This is a genomic window from Haloferax sp. ATB1 (genome assembly GCF_000730175.1).
Window position 1 is genome coordinate 1 of record NZ_JPES01000060.1, and the last position, 15,707, is coordinate 15,707.

15 protein-coding genes and 3 pseudogenes are annotated in these 15,707 nt (G+C 65.7%); 8 read left to right on the plus strand and 10 right to left on the minus strand.

Annotated elements, in window-relative coordinates; genetic code table 11:
• From ATB1_RS24590 to ATB1_RS09685, 5 genes and pseudogenes are all read right to left on the minus strand, one after another.
• Window positions 1-100, minus strand: a pseudogene (locus tag ATB1_RS24590) (cytochrome bc complex cytochrome b subunit); the annotation flags it as partial.
• A gap of 10 nt (window positions 101-110) precedes the next feature.
• Window positions 111-905 carry a cytochrome bc complex cytochrome b subunit gene (locus tag ATB1_RS09670; RefSeq protein WP_004972586.1) on the minus strand — a complete coding sequence of 265 codons (795 nt, stop codon included), beginning with the start codon at window positions 903-905 and terminating at the stop codon, window positions 111-113.
• A 3-nt stretch (window positions 906-908) separates the two neighbouring features.
• Window positions 909-1,298, minus strand: a complete 390-nt coding sequence (locus ATB1_RS09675) for a hypothetical protein (RefSeq protein WP_004971171.1) — start codon at window positions 1,296-1,298, stop codon at window positions 909-911.
• Window positions 1,298-1,941: pseudogene (locus ATB1_RS09680) on the minus strand (halocyanin domain-containing protein). The gene ATB1_RS09675 and the pseudogene ATB1_RS09680 overlap by 1 nt, the downstream one beginning before the upstream one ends.
• Before the next feature lie 85 nt (window positions 1,942-2,026).
• Window positions 2,027-2,857, minus strand: coding sequence for a hypothetical protein (locus tag ATB1_RS09685; protein WP_042663517.1), 831 nt, complete (start codon window positions 2,855-2,857; stop codon window positions 2,027-2,029).
• A gap of 242 nt (window positions 2,858-3,099) precedes the next feature.
• On the opposite strand from ATB1_RS09685, the gene ATB1_RS09690 reads away from it, so the two are divergent.
• Window positions 3,100-3,582 (plus strand): hypothetical protein, encoded by a 483-nt coding sequence (locus ATB1_RS09690; protein WP_008092321.1) that lies wholly within the window; start codon window positions 3,100-3,102, stop codon window positions 3,580-3,582.
• 4 nt (window positions 3,583-3,586) lie between these two features.
• On the opposite strand, the pseudogene nth reads toward ATB1_RS09690, so the two are convergent.
• A pseudogene (nth, locus tag ATB1_RS24110) lies at window positions 3,587-4,270 on the minus strand (endonuclease III).
• 148 nt (window positions 4,271-4,418) lie between these two features.
• Between nth and ATB1_RS09700 the strand changes: the two are divergent.
• A complete protein-coding gene (locus tag ATB1_RS09700) occupies window positions 4,419-5,171 on the plus strand; it encodes a DUF998 domain-containing protein (RefSeq protein ID WP_082256367.1) in 753 nt (250 codons plus the stop codon).
• 62 nt (window positions 5,172-5,233) lie between these two features.
• Window positions 5,234-5,368 carry a hypothetical protein gene (locus ATB1_RS23865; protein ID WP_256364947.1) on the plus strand — a complete coding sequence of 45 codons (135 nt, stop codon included), beginning with the start codon at window positions 5,234-5,236 and terminating at the stop codon, window positions 5,366-5,368.
• Window positions 5,369-5,451: 83 nt separating this feature from the next.
• Here the strand turns inward: ATB1_RS23865 and ATB1_RS09705 are convergent, their stop codons facing one another.
• Window positions 5,452-6,669, minus strand: coding sequence for a proteasome-activating nucleotidase (locus ATB1_RS09705; RefSeq protein WP_004971162.1), 1,218 nt, complete (start codon window positions 6,667-6,669; stop codon window positions 5,452-5,454).
• Between the two features lie 172 nt (window positions 6,670-6,841).
• On the opposite strand from ATB1_RS09705, the gene ATB1_RS09710 reads away from it, so the two are divergent.
• Genes ATB1_RS09710 through rad50 form a run of 4 tightly spaced genes read left to right on the plus strand, consistent with a single transcriptional unit; the run spans window position 6,842 to window position 11,518 of the window.
• Window positions 6,842-7,111 carry a helix-turn-helix domain-containing protein gene (locus tag ATB1_RS09710; protein ID WP_042663519.1) on the plus strand — a complete coding sequence of 90 codons (270 nt, stop codon included), beginning with the start codon at window positions 6,842-6,844 and terminating at the stop codon, window positions 7,109-7,111.
• Between the two features lie 26 nt (window positions 7,112-7,137).
• Complete coding sequence (locus tag ATB1_RS09715; protein WP_042663520.1) at window positions 7,138-7,542, plus strand: hypothetical protein; 405 nt, start codon at window positions 7,138-7,140, stop codon at window positions 7,540-7,542.
• Window positions 7,539-8,840, plus strand: coding sequence for a DNA double-strand break repair protein Mre11 (mre11, locus tag ATB1_RS09720; protein WP_042663521.1), 1,302 nt, complete (start codon window positions 7,539-7,541; stop codon window positions 8,838-8,840). The genes ATB1_RS09715 and mre11 overlap by 4 nt, the downstream gene beginning before the upstream one ends.
• Window positions 8,837-11,518 (plus strand): DNA double-strand break repair ATPase Rad50, encoded by a 2,682-nt coding sequence (gene rad50 / locus ATB1_RS09725; protein WP_042663522.1) that lies wholly within the window; start codon window positions 8,837-8,839, stop codon window positions 11,516-11,518. Before mre11 ends, rad50 begins: the two co-directional genes overlap by 4 nt.
• Before the next feature lie 24 nt (window positions 11,519-11,542).
• On the opposite strand, the gene ATB1_RS09730 is transcribed toward rad50, so the two are convergent.
• From ATB1_RS09730 to ATB1_RS09740, 3 genes are read right to left on the minus strand one after another with little or no spacing between them, the layout of a single operon-like run.
• Window positions 11,543-11,971 (minus strand): hypothetical protein, encoded by a 429-nt coding sequence (locus ATB1_RS09730; protein WP_042663523.1) that lies wholly within the window; start codon window positions 11,969-11,971, stop codon window positions 11,543-11,545.
• Window positions 11,972-11,998: 27 nt separating this feature from the next.
• The gene (locus tag ATB1_RS09735) at window positions 11,999-12,580 is read right to left on the minus strand and encodes a hypothetical protein (RefSeq protein ID WP_042663524.1); all 582 of its coding nucleotides are present in this window, start codon (window positions 12,578-12,580) and stop codon (window positions 11,999-12,001) included.
• Window positions 12,581-12,628: 48 nt separating this feature from the next.
• On the minus strand, window positions 12,629-12,814 hold the full coding sequence (locus ATB1_RS09740; protein WP_004972572.1) for a hypothetical protein: 186 nt from the start codon (window positions 12,812-12,814) through the stop codon (window positions 12,629-12,631).
• A gap of 105 nt (window positions 12,815-12,919) precedes the next feature.
• Here ATB1_RS09740 and ATB1_RS09745 point away from each other — a divergent pair, with 105 nt between their 5' ends.
• Window positions 12,920-15,616: a DNA-directed DNA polymerase gene (locus ATB1_RS09745; protein ID WP_042663525.1), complete on the plus strand. Its 2,697-nt coding sequence runs from the start codon at window positions 12,920-12,922 to the stop codon at window positions 15,614-15,616.
• Window positions 15,617-15,707: the final 91 nt, after the last annotated feature.

The window sequence follows — 15,707 nt, forward strand, 5'->3', positions numbered from 1 at the left end:
GCGAGCCTTGCGCTCGCTCCACGTGGGCGTCTCGTCGTCCGGGGCCACGATGCCCGCGCCGTCGGATCGAATCTCCTCGTTTCGGTTCGTTGTCGCTCATGATTGTCACCTCAGTGCGGCTCCGCGATGCCCTGCACCCACACGATGCCGATGTGGATCGCGATGAGCGTCGTCACGACGAACGGGAGCAGGAACACGTGGATGATGTACATGCGCTGTAGCGTCGACTGGCTCAGCGAGAAGCCGCCGAACAGGAGCTGTGCGACCCACTCACCGGCGAGGGGGACCGACAGCGACATCTCGACGCCGATCTGCCCCGCCCAGTAGGCTAGCTGGTCCCACGGGAGGAGGTATCCGGTGTACCCGAACACCATCGTCAGGCTGATCAGGACGATGCCGAGAAGCCAGTTCAGCTCGCGGGGTTCCTTGTACGACCCCGTGAAGTAGACACGGAGCATGTGCAAGAACACGGCCGCGACCATGACCTGCGCCGCCCAGCGGTGGACGGAGCGGAGCATGAAGCCGAACTGCAGGTCGCGCATGATGAATTCGATACTGCTGTAGGCCGTCGTGGGGTCACCGGTCGTCGCCGGGGAGTAGTAGAACCCGAGAAGGGCACCACTGATCGCCGCGACGACGTACGCGAGCGTCGAGAACAAGCCGAGCGTGTACAGGGGGTACCAGTACCAGAACTTGTTGTCGAGGTTGTACTGCTCGGTGTGGCTCTTCGGCATCTGGAGGTTGACTCGGTAGTAGAGCGTCTCCAGAAGTTCCAGATAATCGACGATGCGGAGTCGCTTATCCAGCCAGATGAGCGTGGTGAGGAAGGTGGCCTCGACCGGGGTGAGGTCCTTCTTTTTCATCCAGGCCTTGTGGTCGTAGTCGTCTTTGCGTTCGAGACTCATGGTTTATCGCTTGTAGTAGGGGTACACCGCGCGTTTGACCTGTTCCCACGCGTCATCGCTGCTGAAGGTGACACCGTCGACGTCCTCCTCGCGGACGTAGAGGTCTTCCCACTTGCGACGCCGCTTTTTGACGATCATCACGTCGGGGAGGAACTCCTTGCGGTACAGCGCGAGGATGAACGCGAGGTCCACGAAGATGACGGCGAGGACGCCGCCGAGGAACATGTTCCCCGTGTCCGTCAGTCCCCACCCGGAGACGAAGCCGTAGGTGAAGAGGAACACGAACACGACCTCGATAATCGTCAGGAGGACGATAGCGATGGCCGCCGCGGTGCTCTCTCGCGCCGGTTCGTACCGGTGGATGTCGCCGTACGTGCTGCCGGTCGAAGACATTACTCGCCACCTCCGGTGTTACCCGTATTTGGGGACTCGCCGTACTTCAAGATGAAGAACGTGTAGATGACGGTGACGAGGATGCCGAGAATCGTCGCCGAGCCGACCCAGTGTGCCTGAATCGGGACGCCGAGTTCGTGTAGTTCCTTCCGGCCGCCACCGCCGGTGCTCACAGTCGCCACGTCGTCGCCGACGGCGACCGCGCCGAGCATGCCGAGCGCCTCGTGGGGCACGCAGTGGTACTTCGTGATACCGCATCGCGCTCTTCGAAGGTGAACTCGTAGGTACTTCCGGCCTCGGAGACGGCCGCGCCGGAGTCGAGCGACGCGCCCTCGCTCGCGACGACGTTGTGGCCGCCGCCCTCGCCGGTCCACTCCCACGTCACGGTCGTACCGGTGTCGATCCAGATGCCAGCCGGTGCGAACGCAAGGTTCCCGCCGTTGCCGGACGCGCCGACTTCGATGGTGACCTCGCTTTGGCCGCGGAGGTCTTCGTAGCCTCCGTCGACGCCGTCGAGGTGGCCACCGAAGTCGGGTTGAACCTGCGCTCCACCGCCGCCTTCCTGCGCAGCAGCGGTCCCGGCGGCAGCGGTCGCGGCGGCTGTCGCACCGCCAGCCGTTCGGAGAAACTCCCGCCTTTTCATACGGTCGTTCGTCAGGATGGGACGCGCTTAAACCCACCGACTATGCCGTCACGGAGGGTGTTTCCGAGGCGGGTTCGCGTCGGGCTCAGCCCTCAGAACTGGGGGCGTCTCGCTCGGGGGGCTCGATCAGGGACGCGACGTTCTCGTCCCCGTCGAACGTCGGGACGAACTCGGGGCGCGACCCGCCTTCGAGGCCCATGACGCGGAGCCTGTCTCGGTACTCTTCGGCGCGGAAGCGATCCGAGAGTCGGGCGTTCGCCACGACGACGAAGAGGAAAAAGCCGATGACGAGAAAGCCCAGTCCGGCGAGCGGCGCGATAATCGAGTCGAGGTCGGGGAGGATGAGCCACGCCCCGATGAGCGCGAAGCCGCCAAGCAACTGGCCGAACGCGACGATTTGGAGCATCCGATTCCCGAAGTCGCCGGTCCCCTGTGCGACCTCTTCGGGTTCGGGGAGTCTGACGGTCTCGGGCGCGTCGTTCACCTCGAAGTCCTCCATCGAACAGAGCGCGACGGTCGGTTTCACGTCGCGGAGGACGGTCCCCTCGCCCTCGACGCTCCCGTCCGGGTAGACGACGGCGTAGCCCTCGTCTGAGTACGCGAGAATCCGGGGCTCGCCGTCTTCGGTCACGCGTTCGAGGACGGCGAACACCTCGCGAATCGCGACCCGGTAGCGGAGCTCCTGTTCGACGCGGTCGAGCAACTCCTCGCCGACGACCCACGAATCGGGGTCGAACGCGGCGTCCCACTCTTCGGGGGTCATCTTCGCCATGTCGGCCGGGCCGAAGTTCTCGAAGTCGTACTTGGCTTCGACCTCCTCGCGGAGGGCCGCGAGCTCCGCGTCGGACATCGCGGCGTCGGCGTCCGCGTCCGGTGACGAGCCGTCGTCGGCCGGGGCGGAAGACGAGTCTGACATCGCCCCGGAGTAGGGTCCACGCCGGTAAACGTGTTCCGACCCCGAGCGCGTTCGTCGCGGGCGACTCGCCGCGCGACGCTCTGAAACCCGGCGTCCAGTTGGTCCGGCGCTCGAAAACTGTGGTTCGAAACTCGAATCCAAGTCGTTGCGGCCGACGTTCGACCCCCGCTCCGTGGTTTAGCGCTCGAACGGGGCGCAGCGCATCGGTCCCTTTAGGGCCGACCGGGTTCTAACGCCGTGCGATGGCAGACGAGACCACGCTCGCCACGCTCGCCGCGATTACCGTCACGGCCAGCTTCCCGTTTTACCTCTACGGCGCGTGGATAATGATCGACGCCGAGACGGTGTCGTGGGACGTGCTCGTCTACCACCTCAAAATCATCTTCCCCGGGCTCGTGTTGAACACGGTCCCGGTCGTCACCTGGATGCTCCCGCGGCTCTTTCAGCAACTCAACGGCCTCAGCGCCCTCCACGCGATTCTCGGCCTGCAGGCGTACGCGATGCTCATCTTCGCGCTCACGGGAATCGTCCGCATCTTCCAGGCTAAGTGGGAGGCCGACCTCTACCGCGACCCGGACCAGGACGTGTCGCTCGACGACCTCCACGAGAACATGGGCGCGTGGCGCGGCCGCCTCCGCGTCGGCGTTTTCGGCTACGTTATCTTCTGGGTGTTCGCGTGGCTGCTCGGTATCTACCGCTACCTGAGCGGCTACGTGTTCGTCTGAGCGCTCACCACGCCTCGCCGCTGGCGAGGTCGACGTTGTGGTCGAGCTTCGACGAGGGGCAGACGTCTTCGAGCACGCAGGCGTCGCAGTCCGGGTTTCGCGCGTCGCAGACGGCCCGGCCGTGGCTGATGAACAGGTGGGTGAACTGCTGCCAGTCGCGCTCGGGACGACCGGCATCAGGTCCTCCTCGATTCGCTCGGGGTACTCCTCTTCTGTCAGCCCGAGGCGGCGCGAGAGCCGCTGGACGTGGGTGTCGACGACGATGCCCTCGACGATGTCGTGGCCGTGCTGGAGGACGACGTTCGCGGTCTTCCGGCCGACGCCGGCGAGGTCGGTCAGCGCGGACATGGTGTCCGGAACCTCGCCGTCGTGCTTCTCGATGATGTCCGCGCACGCGGAGCGGATGTACTTCGCCTTGTTGTTGTAGTAGGTGATGGAGCTGATGTCGTCGGCCAGTTCCTCCTGGTCGGCGTCGGCGTAGTCGGCGGCGTCGTCGTACTTCTCGAACAGCTCCGCAGTGACCTTGTTGACGCGCTCGTCGGTACACTGTGCCGAAAGCATGACGGGCGATGAGCAGTTCGAGGCGGTTCGAGTAGGAAAGCGAGATGGTGGTGTCGGGGTACTCCTCGTACAGTCGGTCGAGGACCTCCTCGGCCTGCGCCTCGCGGCTTTCGAGTGGCGTGCCCATACCTGTGGGTGCGACCCGGTCGGTTTCAGTCGTTCGGGTTGGGGCGAGGGGTGCGGGTTCCCGACCACCCAGGATTTCTCGCGGTCTAAGAGCCAGCGTTCGGTGTTATCGACACGTCAGTCGTCTAGGCGAACGGAGAGTGAGACCAATGACACCGACCACCGACTCCCGAGGGGACGGCAGTCCGCCGACCGAGACGCGACCCGAACGAATCTCCGAGACGCCGGGGGCACACGACCACCGGCGCGAGCGGTTCGTCGCCGGCGCGTTGCTGTTCGCGTTCGGCCTGCTCGCGTTCATGGGAATCATCACTGCCGAGGCGTTCTATCCCGGCTACAACGCGGGTGTACAGGAGATAAGCGACCTCGGTGCGACGAGGCCACCCAACAGCGTCATCCTCCAGCCGTCGGCGACGATTTTCAACGCGACGATGATACTTTCGGGGCTGTTAGTCCTCGGCGCGAGCTACTTCGCACACCGGGCGTTCCGCGACCGCGTCGTCACCGCCGCCGTCGCCGCGCTCGGCATAGGCATCCTCGGCGTGGGTATCTTCGACGGGAGCGAAGCCCCGATGCACGGGCTGTTCGCGCTCCTGACGTTCTTCGCCGGCGGCGTCTCCGCGGTCGTCGCCGTGCGGGTCATCGAGACCCCGTTCCGATATCTCTCGGTCGCGGTGGGCGGGTTCGTCCTCGCCCTCTTGGTGAGTATCTTCGCGTTCGGCCTCCTCGGTCTCCCGCACCCGCTTTCGTTCCTCGGCGCGGGTGGTCTCGAGCGCTACGTCGCCTACCCGGTGCTCCTGTGGTTCATCGGGTTCGGCGGCTACCTGATGGGGGCCGCGCCGGAGACCGGTTCCGTTGACCCGACCGACTCCGCGCCCGCAAACACGCCCGGCTCCCGCTGACACTCCCGATTCGGTCGCACGAATACCGACGATTTATTATTCACGACCGCGACCCACCAAGCATGTCCGCGCTCGAACTCCCCGGCCGGCGCGAATCGTGGCTGACCGCGGCCGCGACGCTCGGCGGCTACGGTCTCATCCTGACTGCGATGTTCCTCGCGTTGTTCGTGCTTCCGTACTTCGCGTTCGCCGCGTAGTCACTCGGCGGTCGGCGTCACGCGAAAAGCGAAGGCGGAATCGAAGCCCGAAACGGAACGGGACGGAACGCGACTCGCGTCGGTTACGCGAACGCGCGGGAGACTTCCGTCTCGTCCGAGGCTTCCTGCTGAATCTTCTCCCAGGCGTCGAGGAAGTCCTGCATGTATATCTCCGTGCGGTCGTCGCGGATAGCGAACATCCCTGCCTCCGTACAGACGGCCTTGATGTCGGCACCGGAGGCGTTGTCGGCCATCTCGGCGAGTTCGACGAAGTCCACGTCGTCGGAGACGTTCATCTTCCGGGTGTGAATCTGGAAGATTATCTCGCGGCCGTCCTCGTTCGGCTTGGGCACCTCGATGAGGCGGTCGAACCGACCGGGCCGGAGAATCGCGGGGTCGAGCATGTCGAAGCGGTTGGTCGCCGCGATGATGCGGATGTTGCCGCGCTCGTCGAAGCCGTCCATCTCGGCGAGCAGTTGCATCATCGTGCGCTGGACCTCGGCGTCGCCGGAGGTCTTCGAGTCCGTGCGCTTCGAGGCGATGGCGTCGATCTCGTCGATGAAGATGACGGCGGGTTCGTTCTCGCGGGCGACCTCGAACAGGTCGCGGACGAGCTTCGCGCCCTCGCCGATGAACTTGTGCACCAGCTCGGAGCCGGCCATCTTGATGAACGAGGCGTTCGTCTGGTTGGCGACGGCCTTCGCGAGCATCGTCTTGCCCGTGCCCGGCGGGCCGTACAGGAGCACGCCGGACGGCGGGTCGATGCCCACCTTCTCGAACATCTCGGGGCGGTCGAGCGGCATCTCGACCGTCTCGCGGACCTCCTGCATCTGCTCTTCGAGTCCGCCGATGTCCTCGTAGGTCACGTCGGGGCTGTGTTCGACCTGCATCACGCGCGCCCGGACGTCCGTCTCCTTGTCGAGCCGCTTGACGATGGAGAGAGAGTTGTTCACGGCGACGCGCGCGTCGGGTTCGAGCTCCTCGCGCATCTCGTCTGTCACTTCGGTGAGGGCCTCTTGGTTGTTACCGTGCTGCTTGATGATGACCCCCTCGTCGGTGATTTCCTGAACCGTCGCAACGAAGAGCGGCGACTGCTTGAGCTTCTTGTTCTCGTGGGTAAGTCGCTCAAGCTTCTGTTGATACTTGTTGTTCTCGGCGTTCGTGTCGAGGAGCTTGTCGCGCATCTCCTCGTTCTGCGTTTCGAGAACTTCGAGCCGCTCTTGAAGGGCGGTGATCTTCTCCTGCTGCGACGCCGAGTCCTTATCGTAGGGGAGGTCGACGTCGTCCACAGTATCGGTCATCATCCGGCATAGGGTGCAGGTTCATAAGAGGCTTCGGGTGTGTGAGGGATTCGCCGCCTAGGGGGCGTCTCCCGCCCGGATGACGAGTCTGACGTGCGTCACATAAATTCCTAGTCGGTAATAATTCTGGATAGCAAATATTATCTAATAGCATCGCTTGGTGTCTCGTACGATGAGCACTACGGAAGCAGTCGAACGCGAGTCCGAACCCGAGTCAGACGACCGCTGGGAATCGGTTCGGGACATGCCCCCGAGCGCGAAGTTGGTCGCGAAGATTCTCGACTACGAGGACACGCTCACCCAGAGTCAAATCGCCGAAGAATCGCTTCTGCCCCCGCGTACCGTCCGCTACGCGCTCTCCCGACTGGAAGACGAGGGCGCGGTCGACTCCCGGTTTTCGTTCTCCGACGCGCGCAAGCGCCTCTACACGCTCAACATTTAAATCCGAACGCGCGGCCACGTCGTCGCATGTCTTCGCCCGCTCCCGATGCCGTCGGCCGCGCGCTCTCCGCGCTCGCCGACACCGATGGCGGTTCCTGTGGCTACGAGTCGCGCCCGCCCACCGAAGTCGTCGCCGAGGCGCGAACCGCCTTCGAATCGCTTCATTCTGCCGCCCGGTTTCTCTCCGACGGGGGCGAACTGACGCTCCGCCGAGCGGTCGGTGAGGCCGCCCGTCGCGGACATCACGACTGCGCGCGCACCGGGCGGACGCTCCTCGCGGACCTCGACCGTCTACGCGGCGCGCTCGGCGACCCGGCCGACGAGTCGGAGCGGGGTTCCCGTGCCACTCAGCGGCGACCGCGGGACGCCGACCACTTTCGCTCCGGTCGCACAACCGTTTTCAGCGGCGGTGGCGAACCGGTTGATAGATGACACGGGTGATACACACCGGCGACACCCACATCGGGTATCAGCAGTACCACTCGCCGGAGCGCCGACAGGACTTCCTCGACGCCTTCGAGCGAGTCGTCGCGGACGCGCTCGACGGGGACGTGGACGCCGTCGTCCACGCGGGCGACCTCTACCACGACCGCCGTCCCGAACTCCCCGACCTCCTCGGGACGCTCGCTGCGCTCCGCCGTCTCGACGACGCTGGGATACCCTTCCTCGCCATCGTCGGCAACCACGAGTCGACCCGCGGGGGGCAGTGGCTCGACCTCTTCGAGCGCCTCGGACTGGCGACGAGACTCGGACGCGACCCCCACGTCGTCGGCGACGTGGCCTTCTACGGTCTCGACCACGTCCCGCGCTCGCGCCGAGACGAACTCGACTACCAGTTCGAACCGCACGACGCCGAGCGCGCGGTGCTCGTCGCCCACGGTCTGTTCACGCCCTTCGCGCACGCCGACTGGGAGACCGAAACCGTCCTCGCCGAGTCGAACATCGACTTCGACGCGATCCTCCTCGGCGACAACCACGTCCCCGATACCGCCGAACTTGACGAGACGTGGGTGACCTACTGCGGGTCGACCGAACGCGCGAGCGCGAGCGAGCGCGACCCACGCGGGTACAACCTCGTTCAGTTCGCGCCCGACGAGGTCGACATCCGCCGTCGCACCCTCGAAACACGCCCGTTCGCCTTCGTCGAGGTCGACCTCGCCGGCGACGAGGGCATCGAGCGCGTCCGCCAGCGCGTCCGCGAGTTCGACCTCGAAGACGCGGTCGTCATCGTCGAACTGCGGGGCGAGGGTGAGACCGTCACCCCCGCGGCGGTCGAATCGTTCGCCGTCGAGGAGGGCGCGCTCGTCGCCCGCGTCAACGACAAGCGCGACATCGACGACGACGGCGAACTGGCGACCGACGTGACCTTCGCCGACCCCGACGACGCGGTGCGCGAGCGGGTCCGCGAGATGGGTCTGTCGAGCGCCGCGCTCGACGTGGACGAGACGGTGCGCGCGAGCAAGGTCGCCGACTCGAACGTCCGCGACGAGGTCCGCGAGCGCGTCGAATCGCTGCTTTCGGACGACCCCGGAGCCTTCGTCGCCGCCGAGCGCGAGAGCGACGCCGAGGACGAGAACAAGGACGAGAATTCGGAGGGCGTCGAAGACGCGACCGAGTCCGACACAGAAACGGCGACCGAGACCACCGCTGAAACGACGACTGAATCCGACTCGGAGGCCGCCGCGGACCCGGCGGCGAGCCGCGACAGTTCGCTGGGTGATTTCGCGTGAGGTTCACCCGCATCGCCATCCGGAACTTCAAACCTTACGAGGACGCCGAACTCGACCTCCGAGACGGCGTTACGGTCATCCACGGCGTCAACGGCAGCGGCAAGTCGTCGCTCCTCGAAGCGTGTTTCTTCGCGCTCTACGGCTCGAAGGCGCTCGCGGGGACGCTCGAAGACGTGGTGACCACGGGCGCGGACGACGCCGAAATCGCGCTCGAATTCGTTCACGACGGCGGCGAGTACCGCATCGACCGCCGGGTTCGCGTCTCCGGCGACCGCGCGACCACCGCCAAATGCGTCCTCGAAGGCCCCGAGGGAACCGTCGAGGGTGCGCGCGACGTTCGCCGGCACGTCGCGTCGCTCCTGCGGATGGACGCCGAGGCGTTCGTGAACTGCGCGTACGTCCAGCAGGGCGAGGTCAACAAGCTCATCAACGCGACGCCGAGCCAGCGCCAGGACATGATAGACGACCTCCTCCAACTCGGAAAGCTCGAGACGTACCGCGAGCGCGCCGGCAATGCCCGGCTCGGCGTCGAAGACGTGCTGACGAAAAAGCGGAGCGTCCTCGAAGACGTCGAGTCGCAAATCGAGACGAAAGAGGAGGCGGACCTCCACGCGACGCTCAACGCGCTCGAATCCGAACTCGACTCCCTCGACGAGGAGATTTCGAACTACGAGGCCCAGCGCGACAAGGCGAAGTCGGCGCTCGACGCCGCCGAGGCGACGCTCGACGAACACGCCGAAAAGCGGGAGCGACTCGACGAGGTCGAGTCGGCAATCGAGGACCTGACCGCGAAAATCTCCGCAGACGAGACGAAGCGCGACGACCTCTCGGAGCGAATCCGCGAACTCGACGCCGCCATCGACGACCTCGAATCCGACATCGACGACGCCCTCGACCGGGCCGACCTCGACGACGCGAGCGACGAGGCGATTGCCGACGCGCGGGAGGCGCTTTCGGAGCGCGAATCCGAACTGCGTGACGACCTCTCCGAGGCGCGGACGCGGGCGCAGGCGTTCGAGACGCAGGCCGAGCGGCTCGCCGAGCGCGCCGACGACCTCGAATCGCGCGCCGAGGAGAAACGCGAGGCCGCCGACGCCGACGCGGAGACCGCCGCCGACGCCGAGCGAGAACTCGAATCGTTCCGCGAGACGCGCACGGAGCTTCGGTCGTCGCTCGACGACGCCGAAGCGCGGTTCGAAGACGCCCCCGTCGAACTCGGTGAGGCAGCCGACCTCCTCGAACAACGACGCGAGGCGCGGTCCGACGCCCGCGAGTCGCTCGCGGAGACGGAGACCGAACTGAAGAACGCGCGCGAGCGCCTCGCCGAGGCCGAGCGCCTCCGCGACGCGGGCAAGTGCCCCGAGTGCGGGCAGCCGGTCGAGGGCTCGCCCCACGTCGACGCCATCAGCGAGCGCGAGGCCGCCGTTGAATCGCTGGAAGCCGACCTCGACTCGCTCGAATCGGACGTCGAGTCGCGCTCGGCGGCCGTCGAGGCGGCCGAAGCACTGGTCGAAATCGAGAACCGCGCGGGCTCTCAGCGCGACAAACTCGACCTCGTCGAAGAACGTATCGCCGACCGCGAGGAGACCGTCGAGAGCCGCCGCGAGGCCGCCGAAGAAAAGCGCGAGGCGGCCGCGGAACTCGAAGCTGAGGCCGAAGAAAAGCGCGAGGCTGCGACGACACAGGCCGAGCGAGCCGAGGAAGTCGCAGAGACGGTCGAATCGCTCGAAGCAGACCTCAAATCCCTCGACGAGCGGCGCGACAGGCTCGACCGCGTCGAATCGCTGGTCGAGACGCGGGCCGAGAAAATCGACACTCGGGACCGGCTCCGCGAGAAACGCGAGACGCTCGCAGAGGTGAACCGCGAGCGCCGCGAACACCTCCAAGAGCGTCGCGAGCGCCGTGACGAACTCCGCGAGACGGTTGACGAGGTGGCGGTCGAGGGGGCGAGACAGCGCAAGGAGAACGCCGCGGAGTACCTCGAACGGGTCGAAGACGAAGTGCTCCCCGAACTACGAGACAAGCGCGACGAACTCCAGAGCCGCGTCGGCGGCGTCGAGGCCGAACTCGAACAGTTGGACGGCCTCCGGGAGCGCCGTGAACATCTCTCCGAGCGCGTCGACGCCCTCGAATCGATCCACGAGGAGGTGTCGACGCTCGAATCGACCTACGGTGACCTCCGAGCGGAGCTTCGCCAGCGCAACGTCGAGGTGCTCGAACGGATGCTCAACGAGACGTTCGACCTCGTCTACGCCAACGACGCCTACTCGCGCATCCGACTCGACGGCGAGTACGGCTTGACGGTGTTCCAGAAGGACGGCACCGCGCTCGAACCCGAACAGCTCTCGGGCGGCGAGCGTGCCCTGTTCAACCTCAGCCTCCGGTGTGCCATCTACCGACTTCTCGCCGAGGGCATCGACGGCGTGGCCCCGCTCCCGCCGCTCATCCTCGACGAGCCGACGGTCTTCCTCGACGACGGCCACGTCTCGCGGTTGGTCGACCTCGTCGAGGACATGCAGAACCGCGGCGTCAAGCAGATTCTCATCGTCAGTCACGACGACGAACTGGTCGGCGCGGCCGACGACCTCGTCCGCGTGGAGAAGAACCCGACGACGAACCGCTCGACGGTCGAGCGGACTGACGCGCCGACCGTCGAGAGCGTGCTCGCGGACGACTGAGAGCGGTCGTCCCTCTCTCGGCGCTTATTCGCCGGCTCGCAACAGTGCAACCCCTTCTTTCGCGGCATCGGTCGCCTCGTAGCCGCGCTCCCCGTAGACCGTGGTCTCGGCGACGAGGCCGGCGACTCGGAACTCGGTCAGGAGGCCGTGGAGGTCGCTCTCGCAGAGGTCGTAGGCCCCGAGGAGGTCGACCACGGGGAGCGGCCCGCGGTCGACGAGGTCGACGAGCAGGCCCAGTCCGCGTTCGGTCGGGACCGCGACGAGGATTTTCCGGACCGACTCGGGGACGGCGCGCGCGGCGGTTTCGAGCGGGGACTCGCCGCTCACGGCTTCGAGGTCGTCGTTCGGCAGGTACTGCTCCTCGCCGGTCTTCGGGTCGCGGACGCGGCTGGCGTCGCTCGACTGCTTAACGAGGAGATACGTCCGGCCGTCTGGCCCGCGGACGGTTCGCATATGTCTCGGCGAAGGGCACGGTGACTGTTAGCGGTTGCGCTCGGGAGCGTCTTCGTCGGTGTCGCTTACGTCACCGGCGTCTGCATCGTCCTCGTCGTCTGCGTCATCCGATCCGTCTGCATCGTCCTCGTCGTCCTGCCACTCCCCTCGCTTGAACTCCCGGTAGATGGAGTAGACGCGGACGAGCACGACCGCGCCGAACAGAAACAGGCCGCCGCCGAGGAGCGTGTCGCCGCGGAAGTAGACGAGCATCGGGCCGACCGTGACTCCCGCGAGGCCGACGTTCGCCAGGACGACGCTCGCCCAGAACAACCGGGCGACCTCGGGGTTCACGTCAGGGGAGAACTCTGGCGCGTCGTCGCCGTCACCCTCCGGGTCGTCGCTGTCACCGTCCGCGTCTTCGCCGGGGATGCGAACGCGGGGAATCGTCGGGAGCTCCTTCTCGGGATTGCCCCAGCGAGCTTCCGGGTCACCCCAACGGGCCTCGGGGTCGCCCCACCGTTTTTCGGGGTCGATTTTCGAGGCCATGTCCGACGAGGGACGCTCCGCGTCGTCGTCCCCGTCGGTCGCGTCGGCGGGTGTCTCCTCGCGTCGCTCGTCGTCCGTCACGCTCGCGTCGAGACGCCGTGCCGAGAAAAAGTGTCCGTTTCGGCCGAGTCAGGCGCAGTCGTCGAGGCGCATCGACCGCGATGCCTCGACCCACGCGAGTGGGTTCTCCGCGTCATAGAACACCACGCCACCGTCGATATCGTAGGATTCGACCGTCTCGGCTCCCGTCGGACCAGCCGGTCCGTCGCCGTCGATCGTGCCATCCCACCGCTCCGGAGTTGCGTGGTCGGTCATATCGTGTGACAAGGAATGTCACACACGGATATATGTCTTTCCGTGGTTCGGGGTGCGGTTCGTGGAAACGCCGGGGTTTTTAGCCGCGCCATCGAAGCGACTGGCATGACGCAGACGGGTCTGACCGACTTCGGGGGGAACGACGCCGACGGCGCGGGCGACGCGCGGCCTGACGAGGAGGCCGCCATCGTCGCCGGCGACGCCGGCCAGCACGTCTCCGACGTCATCGACACGGACGAGGTGCGGTTTCCCGACCCGGACGGGACGGTCGAACTGGCCGTCACGCAGGTCGACTACACCATCGAGGGCGCGGGCCGAGACGAGTACCCGGTGATTCACATCTTCGGTCGGACGGCGGACGACGAGACCGAACACGTCCGCGTGCTCGGGTTCCGGCCGTACTTCTACGCGCCCACGGACAGCCTCGACGACGACGCCCTCGACAAAGACGTAATCACCGGTACCGAGGACGGTTTCGAGAGTATTCGCGGCCAGGAACTGACGAAGATATTCGGTCGCACCCCCCGCGACGTCGGCCAGATTCGCGACGAGTTCGACCACTACGAGGCGGACATCCTCTTCCCGAACCGCCTGCTCATCGACAAGGACATCAAAAGCGGCGTCCGCGTCCCGGAGCGCCGCCTCGAAGACGGGACGATTCAGATTCCCCACCAGGAAGTCGCGCCCGCGGAGGTCGACGCGAACCTCCGGGTGAACACCTTCGACATCGAGGTCAACGACCGGAACGGCTTCCCCGAGGAGGGAGAAGAGCCGATTATCTGTCTGACCAGCCACGACTCCTACCGCGACGAGTACGTCGTCTGGCACGCCGTCGCCGAAGACGGCCTCGGCAAGCGCCCCGACTCACTGCCGAACTACGACTTCCTCGGGGAGGACGCGGACGTGGAGGTCAGGACGTTCGACGAGGAGGCCGAGATGCTCGACGCCTTCCTTACCTACATCGAGGAGACCGACCCGGACATCCTCACCGGGTGGAACTTCGAGGACTTCGACGCGCCGTACTTCCTCGACCGGTTGGAGGAGGTCGACCCGACGACCGACCTGAACCTCGACTACAACCGCATGTCGCGGCTCGGCGAGGTCTGGCGCGGCGGCTGGGGCGGCCCGGACATCAAAGGGCGCGTCGTCTTCGACCTGCTGTACGCCTACAAGCGCACCCAGTTCACCGAACTCGAATCCTACCGCCTCGACGCGGTCGGCGAACTCGAACTCGACGCGGGCAAGGAGCGCTACTCGGGCGACATCGGCGACCTCTGGGAGGAAGACCCCGAGCGCCTGCTCGAATACAACCTCCGCGACGTGGAGCTGTGCGTCGAAATCGACCGGAAACAGGACATCATCGCCTTCTGGGACGAGGTGCGGACGTTCGTCGGCTGTAAGCTCGAAGACGCGCCGACGCCCGGCGACACCGTCGACATCTACGTGCTCCACAAGGTCCACGGCGAGTTCGCGCTCCCCTCGAAGGGCAAACAGGAGTCGGAAGACTACGAGGGCGGTGCCGTCTTCGACCCCATCACCGGCGTCAAGGAGAACGTCACGGTGCTCGACCTGAAGTCGCTGTACCCGATGTGCATGGTGACCATCAACGCGTCGCCGGAGACGAAAGTCGACCCCGAGAGCTACGACGGCGAGATGTTCCGCGCGCCCAACGGGACGCACTTCCAGCAGGAGCCCGACGGTATGATTCGGGAGATGGTCGACGAACTCCTCACCGAGCGGGAGGAAAAGAAGTCGCTGCGGAACTCCCACGACCCCGGCTCGTCGGAGTACGAGCAGTTCGACCGCCAGCAGGCCGCGGTGAAGGTCATCATGAACTCGCTGTACGGCGTGCTGGGCTGGGACCGCTTCCGCCTCTACGACAAGGAGATGGGCGCGGCGGTGACGGCGACCGGCCGGAAGGTCATCGAGTTCACGGAGCAGGCCGCGAACCAAATCGGCTACGACGTGGCCTACGGCGACACCGACAGCGTGATGCTCGAACTCGGCCCCGACGTGTCGAAAGAAGAAGCCATCGAGCAGTCGTTCGACATCGAGGAGCACATCAACGCCGCCTACGACGACTTCGCGCGCGACGAGTTGGGCGCGGACGAACACCGCTTCCAAATCGAGTTCGAGAAGCTCTACCGGCGGTTCTTCCAGGCAGGGAAAAAGAAGCGCTACGCGGGCCACATCGTCTGGAAGGAGGGCAAGGACGTCGACGACATCGACATCACTGGCTTCGAGTACAAGCGCTCGGACATCGCGCAGATAACGAAGGAAGTCCAGAAGAACGTCATCGACATGATCGTCCACGGCGAGGAGACGGAAGTCATCAAAGACTACCTCCACGACATCATCACCGACTTCGAGTCGGGGAACCTGCCGCTCGAACAGGCCGGCATCCCCGGCGGAATCGGCAAGCGCCTCTCGGCGTACGAGACGCCGACCGCACACGTCCGCGGCGCGCAGTACGCCAACGCCTTCCTCGGGACGAACTTCGGGCGGGGCTCGAAGCCGAAGCGGGTCTACCTCAAGAAAGTCCACCCGTCGTGGTTCCGCGAGATGGAGTCCGGCGGGTTCGACCCGCAGGTCGACGACCGCTACCGCGAGTTCAAGCGCGACCCCGACGTCATCTGCTTCGAGTACGCAGACCAGATTCCGGAAGAGTTCGAAGTCGACTGGGAGACGATGCTCACCAAGACGCTCGAAGGGCCCATCTCCCGCGTCATCGAGGCGCTCGGCATGTCGTGGGACGAGGTGAAAAGCGGGCAGGAACAGACCGGCCTCGGGAGCTTCATGTGAGCGGTCGTATCACCGAGTAATGAAACTATATTCGGTTACATAGAGGACGGCACCGTAACGTTGTTCGGCTGTCCGAAACCCGGACGCCCGT